The 13,099-nt window shown below is 70.4% G+C and carries 12 protein-coding genes and 4 pseudogenes; 9 read left to right on the forward strand and 7 right to left on the reverse strand.

Annotated elements, in window-relative coordinates:
• Window positions 1-62: 62 nt before the first annotated feature.
• The 6 genes and pseudogenes from NQO67_RS01355 to NQO67_RS44855 all read left to right on the forward strand — a co-directional run.
• A complete protein-coding gene (locus NQO67_RS01355; protein ID WP_255945447.1) occupies window positions 63-563 on the forward strand; it encodes a hypothetical protein in 501 nt (166 codons plus the stop codon).
• Between the two features lie 167 nt (window positions 564-730).
• A complete protein-coding gene (locus tag NQO67_RS01360) occupies window positions 731-2,575 on the forward strand; it encodes a beta-galactosidase (protein WP_255945449.1) in 1,845 nt (614 codons plus the stop codon).
• Entirely contained in the window at window positions 2,523-3,320 is a 798-nt protein-coding gene (locus NQO67_RS01365; RefSeq protein WP_255945451.1) for a carbohydrate ABC transporter permease, read from the forward strand. The genes NQO67_RS01360 and NQO67_RS01365 overlap by 53 nt, the downstream gene beginning before the upstream one ends.
• A 113-nt stretch (window positions 3,321-3,433) precedes the next feature.
• Window positions 3,434-3,661: pseudogene (locus tag NQO67_RS44110) on the forward strand (ABC transporter permease subunit); the annotation flags it as partial.
• Window positions 3,662-3,749: 88 nt separating this feature from the next.
• Window positions 3,750-3,935, forward strand: coding sequence for an ABC transporter permease family protein (locus tag NQO67_RS44115; protein ID WP_255946788.1), 186 nt, complete (start codon window positions 3,750-3,752; stop codon window positions 3,933-3,935).
• A gap of 218 nt (window positions 3,936-4,153) precedes the next feature.
• A pseudogene (locus NQO67_RS44855) lies at window positions 4,154-4,333 on the forward strand (cellulase-like family protein); the annotation flags it as partial.
• A gap of 370 nt (window positions 4,334-4,703) precedes the next feature.
• Here the strand turns inward: NQO67_RS44855 and NQO67_RS01385 are convergent.
• The 4 genes and pseudogenes from NQO67_RS01385 to NQO67_RS01400 form a co-directional block, all read right to left on the reverse strand.
• Window positions 4,704-5,054, reverse strand: a pseudogene (locus tag NQO67_RS01385) (iron ABC transporter permease); the annotation flags it as partial.
• 131 nt (window positions 5,055-5,185) lie between these two features.
• Window positions 5,186-5,299: pseudogene (locus NQO67_RS01390) on the reverse strand (hypothetical protein); the annotation flags it as partial.
• A gap of 20 nt (window positions 5,300-5,319) precedes the next feature.
• Window positions 5,320-5,898 (reverse strand): hypothetical protein, encoded by a 579-nt coding sequence (locus NQO67_RS01395; RefSeq protein ID WP_255945453.1) that lies wholly within the window; start codon window positions 5,896-5,898, stop codon window positions 5,320-5,322.
• Window positions 5,899-5,978: 80 nt separating this feature from the next.
• Entirely contained in the window at window positions 5,979-6,356 is a 378-nt protein-coding gene (locus tag NQO67_RS01400) for a hypothetical protein (protein WP_255945455.1), read from the reverse strand.
• A gap of 280 nt (window positions 6,357-6,636) precedes the next feature.
• Between NQO67_RS01400 and NQO67_RS01405 the strand changes: the two genes are divergently transcribed.
• Window positions 6,637-7,020, forward strand: coding sequence for a hypothetical protein (locus NQO67_RS01405; protein WP_255945457.1), 384 nt, complete (start codon window positions 6,637-6,639; stop codon window positions 7,018-7,020).
• Between the two features lie 50 nt (window positions 7,021-7,070).
• Here NQO67_RS01405 and NQO67_RS01410 read toward each other — a convergent pair whose 3' ends face one another.
• The gene (locus NQO67_RS01410; protein ID WP_255945459.1) at window positions 7,071-7,823 is read right to left on the reverse strand and encodes a nucleotidyltransferase domain-containing protein; all 753 of its coding nucleotides are present in this window, start codon (window positions 7,821-7,823) and stop codon (window positions 7,071-7,073) included.
• 179 nt (window positions 7,824-8,002) lie between these two features.
• Window positions 8,003-9,166, reverse strand: a complete 1,164-nt coding sequence (locus NQO67_RS01415; RefSeq protein ID WP_255945461.1) for an ATP-grasp domain-containing protein — start codon at window positions 9,164-9,166, stop codon at window positions 8,003-8,005.
• A gap of 470 nt (window positions 9,167-9,636) precedes the next feature.
• Between NQO67_RS01415 and NQO67_RS01420 the strand changes: the two genes are divergently transcribed.
• Together NQO67_RS01420 and NQO67_RS01425 are read left to right on the forward strand one after the other, a co-directional pair.
• Window positions 9,637-10,512, forward strand: coding sequence for an SCO6745 family protein (locus NQO67_RS01420; protein WP_255945463.1), 876 nt, complete (start codon window positions 9,637-9,639; stop codon window positions 10,510-10,512).
• A gap of 226 nt (window positions 10,513-10,738) precedes the next feature.
• Window positions 10,739-11,560: a hypothetical protein gene (locus NQO67_RS01425; RefSeq protein WP_255945465.1), complete on the forward strand. Its 822-nt coding sequence runs from the start codon at window positions 10,739-10,741 to the stop codon at window positions 11,558-11,560.
• Window positions 11,561-11,667: 107 nt separating this feature from the next.
• On the opposite strand, the gene NQO67_RS01430 is transcribed toward NQO67_RS01425, so the two are convergent.
• A complete protein-coding gene (locus NQO67_RS01430; protein WP_255945467.1) occupies window positions 11,668-13,047 on the reverse strand; it encodes an MFS transporter in 1,380 nt (459 codons plus the stop codon).
• Between the last annotated feature and the right edge of the window lie 52 nt (window positions 13,048-13,099).

Consider the following 13,099-nt stretch of genomic DNA (forward strand, 5'->3'; position numbering starts at 1 on the left):
GCCATGGGCGTGAGTGGTTGAATGGGGATGCGCTGGTCTGAGGGGCGCTGCATACTCGGCGCATGGCCTTGCCCTCCGGTCGGTTCCGGGACCCGCGCAGCACGGAGTACGACTACATCAGCTCGATCGTCGTGCGATGCCCCGGTTGCGCGAAGGCCGCTCGTGTCGTGCCGGCGCCCGAAGGCCCCGACCCCCGGGGACGGATGTTGTTCAGGCCGCGACGTCTGGTCTGCCGTGGTTGCGGACTGTCACGGGTGTGGAGCGGCCGCCGTGTCACGTTCTCCCGTGGTACAGCTCAACCCGCGACGGATCCGTACTTCGGCATGCCGCTGTGGCTCCAGGTGGAGACCCGCCACGGGTGGTTGTGGGCGTACAACCTCGAACATCTCGACCTGATCCGCCGTTTCGTCCAGGCGTCGCTGCGCGAACGAGCGCCCTGGTACGACACCGGACAGAAGATGACCCTGGTGGCACGCCTTCCGGCCTGGATCAAGCGGGCGCAGAACCGAGACGAGGTCCTGCGTGCCGTCAGCCGGATCCACGCGTCGCTGATCGCCGCGTGAGCCCTCCTACCTTCGCGTCCCGGTCCCTGATGAGGTGAGGAACGCTCCGCGGTTTCGACGTGCGTCGATCAGCTCCTTTCCGTCCGGGGACTTCGTGGGTTTCCGCATGACAGTCGTGCTGGCGTCGCATTCTTCACCGAGGGCGCGTACATCGAGGGTGCTGCCCGGTGGACAGCCAGAGCCTGATCCGGAACGGCCGCCCCTGGATTCCCGTGATGGGCGAGTTCCACCTCAGCCGTTATCCGGCCGGCGAGTGGCGGGAGGAGCTCCTCAAGGTCAAGGCCGGCGGCATCGACATGGTGGCCACCTACCTGTTCTGGAACCAGCACGAGAACGAGCGCGGTACGTACCGGTTCGACGGCGACCTGGACGTCCGCCGTTTCGCGCAGCTGTGCGGCGAGGTCGGCCTGACGCTGGTCGTCCGCCTGGGCCCCTGGTCCCATGGCGAGTGCCGCAACGGCGGGCACCCGGACTGGCTGAGCGAGGTCGACTGTACGCCGCGCACGAACGACCCCGCCTATCTCGCGCTGGTCGAGCCCTACTACCGGCGCATTGCCGAGGAACTGCGCGGGCTCCTGCATGACGACGGCGGGCCGATCGTGGCGTTCCAGGTGGAGAACGAGCTCTACGACCAGCCCGAGCATCTCGCCACGCTTCGCCGCCTGGCTGAGGACCTGGGAATGCATGCGCCGCTGTGGACGGCGACCGCCTGGGGCGCGGCCGACCTCCCGCACGACACGCTGCTGCCGCTGTACGGCGGCTACCCCGAGGCCTTCTGGGAAGACGCCCAGATCGGTCCGGCACGCGAGATGCGCCGCCACTTCTTCTTCACGCCGATCCGTGACGACCACGCCATCGGCGCCGATCTGCGCACCGCCGTGGGCACCGGTACCCGGTCCGACACCGGTCGCTACCCGTATGCCACCTGCGAGCTGGGCGGTGGCATGGCCATCGCCTACCACCGCCGTCCCCTCGTGCCGGCAGCAGACGTCACCTCGCTGGCCCTGACCAAGCTGGGCAGCGGTTCGGTCTGGCAGGGCTACTACCTGTACCACGGCTGCTCCCAGCGGACCGATCTCGAGGAATCCAACCAGGAGAGCCACGACACCGGTTACCCCAACGACCTTCCGCGCGTCACCTACGACTTCCAGGCGCCGCTGGGCGAGTACGGGCAGGTACGCGCCGCCTTCCACGGCCTGCGGTTGCAGCATCTCTTCCTGCACGACTACGGAGCCGGTCTGGCCCGGATGCCGATCTCGTTGCCCGATACGGAACCCGGCTCGCTCGATGACCGGACGACGCTGCGGTGGTCCGTCCGCGCGGCCGGCGCGCAGGGCTTCCTGTTCGTCAACAACCATGAGCCGCACGTGACGCTGCCGGAGCACGAGGGCGTTCGGTTCCGCGTCCACCTCGGAGGCGACCGGAGCGTCACCCTGCCGGCTCAGCCGGTCACGGTGCCGTCCGGGGCGCACTTCGTGTGGCCGATCGGCCTGGACCTGGGCGCCGGGCTGCGGCTGGACTGGGCCACGGCCCAGCCTGCCACGCGCCTCGACGTCGAGGACACCACGCTCACCGTGCTCGTCGCCGTCGCCGGCATCCCACCCACGCTCGCGCTGCCCGCCGGCGTCCAGGTCGAGGGGCCTGCCCGGGTGGAGAACGGTCCCGAGGGCACGCTCGTAGAGGTGTCCGATCCGGGGACCGGGGCCTTGCTGACCCTGACCGGGGCGTCCGGCTCCGCGCAGGTCCTGGTGCTGTCGCACGAAGAGGCGCCGCAGCTCACCAAGGTGACGTCTTCGGACGCGAACGCGTCGCCCTCAGCGGCGACCTGGTGCTGGTGGACGGTGCCGAGCTGCGCCTGCACATCGCGTCCGCGGATCCGTCCATCGCCCTGCTTCCCGCACCGGCCGCGCTCCTCGGCCCGGGTGTCGTCCGGAGCGGCCCCGACGGCGCCTTCACCCGATGGTCGCTGGTGCCGCCACCGCAGCTGCCGCAGCCCACCCTGGAATCCCTGAACGATCAGGCGGTCACCGCCCCCGCCCGCACGCTGTGTTCGGGTTCGGCGGCATCGACTGGCTCGGCTCGCCCGGCTGGGCGCGGGTGACCGTGGTGATCCTGGTGCTGTGGCGCTGGACCGGCTACCTGACCATCTTCTTCCTCGCCGGCTTGCAGAACGTGCCGCGCGAGCTGTACGAGGCGGCGGCCATCGACGGCGCCGGACCGGTCGGCCGCTTCCGCAACGTCACGGTCCCCTGCCTGCGTCCGGTCACCGCCTTCGTCGCCGTCACCGTTCTCGTGAGTACGGCGCAGATCTTCGAGGAGCCGTTCCTGCTCACCCAGGGCGGTCCCGGCGAATCCACGCTGTCCGTGGCCATGTTCATCTTCCGCGCCGGCTTCCAGCGCCAGCAGCTCGGCTATGCGGCGGCCGCCGGAGTACTGCTCTTCGTGGCCGTGTTCGTTCTCGGCAGGCTCGCCATGCACCTGCTGGGGGTTGGAAGGGATGACCGACGACCACCGCCCAGCACGCTGCCGAGCGCGCACCCCGCCGAGCCCGGCCCAGGGCCGGCCGCATCCTGCTGTACGCGTTCCTGGTCGCCCTGCTGCTCGTCTTCGCGCTGCCCCTGCTGTGGGCCGTCTCGTCCTCCTTCAAGAACCGCGGGGACATCTTCGGTTATCCACCCAGACTGTGGCCCTCGCCGGCGACACTGGCCAACTACCGGGGGCTGCTGGGCGGCAACCCGTTCTGGAGGTGGTTGCTGACCAGCACCGTTGTCGCGATCATCGCGACCGCAGCCTCCGTGGTGCTGTGCGCGCTCGCGGGCTTCGCCTTCGCCAAGTACCGCTTCCGGGGCAAGAGGATCCTGTTCAACACCATGTTCAGCTCGCTGGCGGTGCCGTTCGCGGTGATCGTCGTCCCGTTGTTCATCATGGTCGCCAAAGCACACCTGACCACGCCGTACTTCGCCCTCGTGGTCCCCTGGGTGGCGCCGGCGTTCGGCATCTTCATGATGCGGCAGTTCGCCGAACAGTCCGTCCCCGACGCGATCCTGGACGCCGCACGGGTCGACGGCTGCACCGAGTTCGGCCTCTTCTGGCGCGTCGTCCTGCCCCTGCTACGCCCCGCCCTCGGCGCTCTGGGCGTGTGGTCCTTCCTCAACAGCTACAACCAGCCTGATCTGGCCGCTCATCGTGATCAGCAACCCGGGCGACTACACCCTTCCGCTGGGCATCCAGGCCCTCTTCGGCGCGACCGGCCGCCAGTACCACCTGGTCCTGGCCGGCGCCGTGCTCGCCGCCATCCCGAGCCTGCTGGTCTTCTTCGTGCTGCGCAAGCAACTCCTCGAGGGTCTCACCGCCGGCGCCGTCAAGAGCTGACGCCGCACCCGCGGCCACCAAGGTCGTCCTACGCAAGCGGAGGATGCCCGTCACCCTGTCCCAGGGGCCCGTCACGCTCTCCATCGAAGCGTCCGCCGCGTCGGGTGCGGCGGTGTCGATGGACGGAGTCCCACTCGTGCGCCAGTAACCCGCCGGACCGACCGCCCCGCCCGCCGCCCCGTCCGTCCCCCTCCCCGGCCAACCAGGAAGAAGGCACGATGGCCTACACCCCCGTACCCCTGCCACCGCAACTTCCCGAGCGACTGACCATCACCCTGTGGGACTTCACCTGGTACACCCGCACAGGACCGGGAGAACCGTTCGAGGATCTCGACCGCGTCTTCGACGAGGCCGTCGAACGCGGCTACAACACCATCCGGATCTGCGCCATGCCGTTCCTGATCTTCGGTTCCGGCCTCTGCGGGGACATGGAGTTCGGCCCCCTCGGAGGCGAGTACGGGCAGGGCACCCGCTGGTACGACGTGCGCCACCGCGTCCGCCTCGACCCCGGGGCCCATCTGCTGGACCTCCTGCGGGCCGCGCAACGCCACAACGTCTTCGTCATCCTCTCCAGCTGGGAGTACCAGCAGAGCAGCTCCTTCGCCGGCGATCGCCGGTGGTTCGACGCGCTGATGGCGGTCAGGCCCGAAGACCGGCCGGTCCGTCTCGCCGACGCCTTGGCGGACCTCTGGGAACTGGCGGAGGCCGAAAGGCTGGCGGACGTCATCGCGTTCGTCGAACTGCACAACGAGGTGCAGGGCGGCTACCTCACCGAGGACCTCCCCGGACGCGAGACGGCCGTGGTGGAGCTGCGTCGTGCGTGCCGACTTCCAGGACTCTGCCTCCCTCCATCACGGCCACCCGGTCGGCGTCGTGAGCGGTGTGCAGCCGGTGGGCGACGGCCAGCACGGTGCGGCCCTCGAGAACGGCGGAGAGGGAACGTTCGACATGACGCGAGGTAGTCGGGTCGAGCATCGCCGTGGCCTCGTCCAGTACGACGGTGTGCGGGTCGGCGAGGATGACACGGGCCAGGGCGAGCTGCTGGGCCTGTCCGCCGTCGAGGCGGTGTCGGGTGGTGCCCAGCTCGGTGTCCAGGCCGTCGGGCAGGTCGTCCAACCAGTCGTGCGACCGCTGCGACCGTCGCGGAGTCGGGCCGCGATCGTCGCCTCGGTGCGCGCGTCGACCGCCAACGTGGGCTCGGCAGCGAGGAGCACCTCAGGATCGGCGAGCAGGGCGCGGGCGAGGCGGATGCGCTGCCACTGGCCGCCGGAGAAGTTCCGGGCCTGCGACTCGACGACCGAGGACGGCCCGTCGGGCAGGCCCTTGACGATGTCCTCCGCAGCCGCCAGGTGCAGTGCGCGCAAGACGGACTGATCATCCGGATTCAGCCGTCCGGCAACGGCCTCGCGCAGCGTGCCGTGTCACCTTCGTTGTCGGCAACCAGGATCCGAGCACGAAAATCCCGAGGCGCCAGGGAGTCGAGGCGGCTGTCGCCCCAGACGGCCTGCGACGGTCGAAACCGCCCCAGGCGCTCGACGACCGCCTGGGCCTCCTGCGGCCGTGCGCTCACCACCGCGGTGAACAGGCCGGCAGCGACCTCGACGCCGGAGGCGGGATCGCCCACGTCGACCGCTTCGCCGGTCCCGTCGTCCGTGGCGGGCGTCGCCGCCGTGTCCCGCCCCACGTTCAGGAGCGCGATGACGCGCCGTGCGGACACCATGGCTCTGGAAAGGTACAAACCGTCCTCGATCAGATCCGTGACGGGCACCACGAGGAAGGCGACGTAACCGCAGACGGCGACGAGGTCTCCGATGGAGATGGTGTGCCGGGCGGCCATCCGGGCGGCCAGCCAGGTCACGGTGGCCAGGAAGAGCAGGGGGAGGCCGATGCCGAGGGTGGGGATCCAACTGGAGACGGACGCGACCCGGAAGCCCTCGGCACGCAACCGCCCGGATTCTCGCACGTAGCGTCCGGCGAAGCGGTCCTTCCCGCCGACGGCGTTGAGCAGCCGCAGGCCCTCGGTGATGTCGACCAGCCGGCCCGTCAGGTCACCCTGCCGCTGCCGGTAGTCCGAGCCGACCGCAGCCGGCTGAGCAGCGGTCCCACGGCGGCCGCGACCACCGGGGCCCCGAGCAGGACGACCAGCGCCAGCAACGGCGAGATGGACAGCAGCATCCCGGCCACCACGACGTGGGCGACGACGGTACCCGCTCCCGGACCGGTAAGGGTCAGACTCTGGCTGATCACCCACACGTCGCCGATCCCGATCGTCGTCATCTCGCCGGCCGTGACCTTGCGGCTGAGTGTGCTCCCCAGCCTGGTGGAGTGTTCGACGACAGCGTCGACCGTTCTGAAAGCGGCGTCCATCCGCACCTTCGTGAGGGTGCGGTGACGGGCGATGGCAACCGCAGCGTTCAGCACACCCACGACGAGAAGCACCAGGACCCAGCCCACCAGCGAGGAATAGTGCCCCGGTCGCAAACCGTCGTCGACAGCGGCCGTGGAGCGCTGGGGCTGAACCTCGATCCTGGGCGGCGTCGACGCCCATGGCCGGCACCCTGCCCGCCACCCCATCCACGTACGCGGAGCACTCCTGGTCACCGTCACCACCACGGACGGATCGGCCACCAACCGGTACCGGACCCGGATTTGAGTACGTGTACTCAGGCTCCGAGCGCGGTCCCTTGCCAACCTGGCAGGCATGATGACGACAAGCACCAGCCACTGGACGAAAGGCACCCTCGTGGCCGCTGTGGCGGCCGTCGCCTGCTATGCGGTCTGGGCCGCCCTGCGGCACTGGGCGCGCGACGTGGATGATCCGGGCGCCATGTTCGCCGGGCTCTTCGACTTACTCTTCGCCAAGCTCATAGGACTGCTGGCGATGCCGGTACTGCTGTGGGCCGGCATGCGGTTGCTCGGCGAGCCGCGCAATCTCGTGTTCCTGGGCGCGGCCACGGTGCTGTGGTTCTTCGTGGGCAACCGCATGGCCGAGAACTCCTCCGTCATCGACGTGGCCGCTTTCGTCTACCTGTTGGTCTTCGCGGGACTGTGCGGACTGCTGTCGCTGGCCACGGCGGGGGACTAGGGGCCATCGGCCGCGTCGTGGGGCGGGTGGCCGCCAGCGCGGGTACGTCGTCAGTGGGAAGTGGCGATGACCTGGTCGATCGCCGGCCCGAGGAAGGCGAGCGTCAGTTCTGCCCGGCGGTTGATCCACTGCTGGTCTGCGGGGCCGGGGGTGCCGTAGCGGCGCCGTCTGATGTCGTCCACGACGTCCGCGGGGGCGCCCAGTTCGGCGAGTACGTCGAGGGCCTCGGCCTTGGTGATCAGTCTGCCGTCCTGCAAGGTCGTTGCTGCTCTGGCCAGGGTCAGCAGGCCGAGGTCGACCCAGATGTCGCGCGTCCACCGTTCCGGGTGGTCCAGGGCCGGACGCCAGAAGTCCTGAAGGTCCTTGACGATGAAATCGGCGAGCTGCCCGTCAGCGACCCGTGGCAGGTGCTCGGTCGGTGGCCGACCGTGCAGGACGAGTCCGAACGCGTGCAGTTCGCGCCTGGTCACCGGTGTGATCGGTCGGTGCATCAGCTCCTCGTGGGCCCACGTGAGGTGTGAGCGTGCGGGGTCATCCAGCTCGGTGACAGCGGGGTAGCTGCAATGCAGCCTCGACGCGAGGGGGATGTCCCTGCCCAGGGCCTCGTGCACCTCGCCAAGTTGCCGTTCCTCGGCTGCCGTGCACGGCCGGCGGAGGAGGGCGATCAGGTCGAGGTCGCTACGACCCGGCCGGTAGTCACCTCCGGCAAGTGACCCGTGTGCCCATACCGAGACCAGTGGCACTACCGGCCGGAGGGCGCTGACGAATCGGTCGATGAGACGCTCGGTGTTCTGATCTGCCATGAGGAGAGTCTGGCGCCAAGGTGGCGCGGAGCCGTCGGCTGGGAGGCTCGCAGCCACCCGGCCACGGTCTCAGCCGTCCAAGTGCCCCCGCGCTCGCCTGCGGCGACGCATATCCGATGGGGCGATGGACATCCGGTCGGCACGGGGCACGAGGAGGGCTGAGCGGGTCGGGCGTACCGTTACAAGCCGCGTAGTCGGTGTTCGATCTGGTCCTCGTCGGCGCCTTCGACGAGAAAACGGATCTTGCCGTCCACCGAGGTGACCGGCGCGTCCCGTCGCTCCGAAGCGGAGTACTCGACCAGCCACTCCGGGCGGTCGGTCGGAGCGCTCGGCTGCGGGCCGCCGGTCCACAGCAGCCAGCCGGTCGGTGCGGCCACGCGGTCCGGTTCCACGGGTGTCGTCCACAGTCCTGCGGACAACAGGCAGGACGCCAGGGACAGGTCGACGCCGTAGGTGTGGTGGACGCCGTTCTTGATCAGCGCCCCGCCGACGCGGCAGGCGACCTCACCCGCGAAGAAGGCGCCGGAGGTGTCTTCGAGGAACTCCAGGTGCAGGGCGTGCACTCCATGGCCCTCGGGCAGGTTGGCGACGAAGCGCTCGGCGGTGTCGATCAGCAGTTTCGCACGGGGTGAACCCGTGTCGAGCATGACGGAGGCCAGGTTGTCGGTACGGAACCGGTGCGGCGGGCTGAGGTAGCGCGACGGCGAGACAAGCAGCGTCCTGGCGCCGTCGACGAGTACGTCCACGTGGTAGACGGTGCCCTCGACGTAGCGCTCGGCCATCAGGCCGCCGCCGTGCAGGGCGCCGAGCAGGTCAGGGTCGTCGAGGCAGGCCTGCCGGATCGCCTGCCCGTCGGCCAGCACCCGTACCCCGATGGCTCCGGCGCCGTCACGGGGCTTCACCACGATGGTGCCGAGATCCTCCTGCGCCGCATACAGGTCGGCGCCGCAGCGCACCTCGCGATGCGGCACGGCTGGCACCGGGAGCCCGTCGAAGAGGCGCTTCATCGCGACCTTGTCACGGAACATCAGTGCCAGTTCCGAGCCGGTACCGTCGATTCCGAAGAGGGTGCGCGCCTCGGCGGCCCGCAGCACGTCGTCCTCCGAGTTGACGAATATCCGGTCCGGTCGGTCGGAGGCGCAGAGCCGGAGCAGCTCGGCGGTCGCAGCGGGTGACGCGTAGTCGTCCACCACGACGCGGTGCACGCCCTCGGCCAGGTCCCCGGCCGGACGGTCGGTGTCGGCCGAGGTGAGCAGGGTGATCCGGGCCTGCGGGTCGGCCGCCCGTATCCAGTGGTCGTACCGTGCTGCGGAGTGCGGCCGTTGCAGAATCAGAATGTGCATGCTTCTTACCCTCTCGTCGGTACCGGGACAGTGATCGAGCCGGGCACTCGGCAGGGGCAGCAGCGGGACCACACCGAGCAGCAGCGCGGCGAACGCGGCCCGTCCGGCCACCCCAGCCGAGTTCGACTGCGGTGATGAGCGGAGGGGCCCGAGCACGTCCTGGACGCTGTTTCGCAGTGCGAAGACCGAGACTACTCGGCCTTGCGGTGCTCAGGCGCACCGTTGGTTGGACAGCTCCCGGGCGACGACCGGGTGTCACCGTTGCCAGGGCCGCGAGCAGCGGTGCCGCGGTGAACGGCGCGGCGTCCGCCAAGCCGGCGAGCAACGCTGCCAGCGGGGGAGAGAGGCCGATGGATCCCTGTCCACGTGGTGAACAGCGCGGGCAGGCTGGTGACAGCTCACGCAGGGTGACACGGGTTCCGGCACCCACAGGGTTCCAGGCTAAGCGTCTGCTTAGTATGCTTCCGTGCATGACAGGTCCCCGAGCTGGCCGCCGCTGCCACCAACCCCTGAACGCCCTGCACTCCGCCGTGTACTTCTCACCGGAGTTCGACGCCGAGACGGAGGCTCTGGGGCTCGTCAAGGAACCCGGCGCCTACCTGAACGCCTCTGGTTACTTCGCCGCACGCTCCGCCGCCATGGGGCCCGTCGGCCCCGGTACGGTCACGGCGACCTTTTTCAACTTCAGCCATGAACTGATCGCCCAACACATCCCCGCGCTCTGGAAGATCGCCGCGCCCGAGCAGGTGCTCAAGGCCCGTCTGCGCGCCGCCGACCGGCTGCTGCGACGGCTGCTGGGCGAGGAAGCCTTGGCCTCCAAGGAGATGGTCGAGGCCGCTGAACTGGCGCTGCGCGCCACCGAGGGCTGTGACCATTCGGGTCGCCCGCTGAGCGCCGCAGAAGCCGACCAGCCTGTGGCGCAGGAGCCGCATCTGGCGCTCTGGCAGGCGGCGACCATACTTCGGGAACACCGCGGCGACGGCCACATCGCCCTGCTGATGCACGCGGGCCTGGACGGTCTGGAGGCCCTTGTCTCGCACACCGCCTCCGGCCGTGGCTTCACCACCCGCGCCGCCCGGGCCACCCGCGGCTGGGACGAGGCGGAATGGTCGGCTGCCCAGGGCCGGCTGCGGGACAGAGGCCTTCTGGATGCGGCCAACGAGCTGACCGAGGCGGGAACGACCCTCCGCAAGGACCTGGAGAACGAGACGGATCGCCTGGCCGCCGCGCCGTACGACCACCTGGGGGCAGCCGGGGTCGAGCGCCTCACGGAGCTGGCCGGAGGGTTCGCCGTGACGGCACTGGGCAACGGGGCGTTCCCGAAGGGAATCTTCGGCAAGGCCTGAGCAGGTGCTCAAGGCCCGCCTCCCGGGCCGTGCACGTGCAGCACATGGCCGACCTTGCGGTCAGCTGACGCCCGATGCGCGCTCCGCGCCCTGCTCGCCCGCGCCGGGACCCCTCCCCGGGCGGCCGCCCTACCGTGCGGCGTGGCAATGGAGTTGCCCGCCGCGACGCCGCTGGTTCGGGCGCCCCGGCGCCGGGCGGGTCCGAACGCGGAGCAGGGAACGGGTGATGACGGTGACACGTGGGGAAGGCGGCATGGCGGGCGCGCCGGGTGCACCGGATGTGCCGGGGAAGCAGGAGCCGTACTTCCCGGAGTACCGGGCGGACACGGCACCGACCGGGGCCCGCGGTCTCGGCGTGCCGAGCATCGGACTGGTGGGCATCACAGCCGGGCTGGCGCAGCTGTCGCGGCAGGGGGCGCCACCGATCGTGCTGTTCGGGCTGCCCGTGCTGCTCGTCCTGCTCTACGTCGCGCTGCGCGTCATGGTGGGCCGCAGCATCACGTCCACCGGCAGCAAAGGCATCACGGTCCGTACGCCCTTGCGTACCGTCCAGGTCGCATGGCCGGACGTGCAGGCCGTCGAGATCCACGGCAACCCGGCGACGGCAGGCGAAGCCCGCGCCGTCAACCGCACCGTCAGCGTCTATTACGTCCGCGACGGCGTCGCCCGCGTCGTCGTCCTGCCGCACCTCAACAACCGTACGCACGCCGCGCTCGACGCCGAGGTCGAGCGGTTGCGGGCCCTCTGGACGCGGCTGCGCGGCCCCGGCTGGCAGCAGCTGCCGCAGGCCACGGCGCGCCTGGAGAAGGCACACCGCACCCTCGGCCGCAGCGCGGCCGTCCTGGTCGGCCTCGGCGTCGGCGCCGGCGTCTTCGTGCTCTTCACGGTGATCATGCTGGCGCTGCTGATCGGCGGCTACTACGACGACCGGACGGACGTGCCCTTCCTGCTGACGCCGGGATTCCTGATGCCCGTGCCCGCCGTGGTGTGCGGCGTGGTGGCGGGGGTGCTGAACGCACGGCGGCGGGCCCGGCGCGGGCAGGCTTGAGCGTCGGACAGCCTGAGCGTCCGGAGACCGGCCGAACACGCGCGGGCTGAGTAACCACATGGGCCCGGCCCGCCGCTCTGGAGCGGCGGGCCGGGCCCATGGCGCCGCTATGCGGGAACGGCCTGCGTTGCGCGGCCGGAAGCGGCGGCCTCCTTAGGGGGTGCGATGACCGAGCTGGTCGCCACGGTGAGGGCGCCAGCGACGGCGATCACGATGAAGGTCGCGTCGGTCCCCCAGGCGCCGTGCACGGCCCCGCCGATCCAGGGGCCGAGGATGCCGCCGAGCCGTCCGAAGCCGAGCATGAACCCGGTCCCGGTGCCGCGCGCCTGGACGGGGTAGGCCATGGCGCACGTGTTGTTCAGCATGAACTGGCTGCCGATCAGGAAGAACCCGGACGCCGTGGTCACCGCGACGATGATGAACGGGTTGTGCGTGAGGATGACGCTCACCGTCGCCAGGGCACCCACCGTGCACCACACCGCCAGGCTGCCCCGCCGCCCGAGCCAGCGGTCGGCGACGTACCCGCAGAGGATGCCGCCGAGGAACGGGAGGCTGTGCAGCGCGGCGCCGGTGCCGAAGCCCAGCGAGAAGCTGTCGCCCCGCTCCAGCAGCAGGTTGGGCGTCCAGGTGGACAGTCCGTAGTTGACGAAGAGCAGCAGGAACGCCGACAGCCACAGTCCGACGGTGGTCCGCAGGTACGGCGGGCGGAGCGGCAGCAGCCACTCCTTGCGCGAGCGCGTGGCGTGCCCGGCGTCCGGCCGGACCGCCGCGAAGACCCCCTCGCGGTAGGCGGACGCGCGCTCCGGCCGCACCCGGCCCAGCAGCCGGGCCGCCTCGGCGGTGCGGCCGTGCGCCGCGAGGTACTCGGCGGACTCCGGGAACACGGCCAGGAACGCCAGGCCGACCACACCCGCCCCGGAGCCCACGTAGAACAGCACCTGCCAGCCGTGCTGCACGGTGTACAGCACCCCGATGACCGAGGCCCCCACGGCGCCGAGCGAGAACCCGGCGGCGGCGAGCGACGCCAGCCGGAACCGGCTCTTGCTGGGCAGGTACTCGTTGATGTACGCGGTGCCCAGCGGCATGACCACGCCGAGGCCGAGACCGGTGACCACCCGGATCGCGAGGAAGCCGCTGTACGAGTCCACGAACACCGCGGTGAGCAGGCTGAACACGCCGGAGACCAGCAGGCCGCCGATCATGGTGGGCCGGCGGCCGAACCGGTCGGCGATGACGCCCTGCACCAGTGCCCCGAGCATCACGCCGACCAGTCCCGCTGAGACCAGGAGCCCGGACTGGGCGGAGTTCAGGTGCCAGCCACCGGCGACGTAGTGGATGACGTACGAGGGGGCCAGCACGTCGTAGCCGTCGAACCAGATGGCCAGCAGGACGAGGCCCACCAGCATCCAGTGGAACGGGCGTAGGGGTGCCTCGTCCAGTTCGGTCCTGACATCTATCACTCTGTCGTCTGTCACTCTGTCGTCCATGGTCAGGCTCCTTCGGCTGCACGGGGGTGGGAGGGGGCGGGCCGGGGCGGGG

Source organism: Streptomyces odontomachi (assembly GCF_024435355.1).
GTDB lineage: Bacteria > Actinomycetota > Actinomycetes > Streptomycetales > Streptomycetaceae > Streptomyces > Streptomyces odontomachi.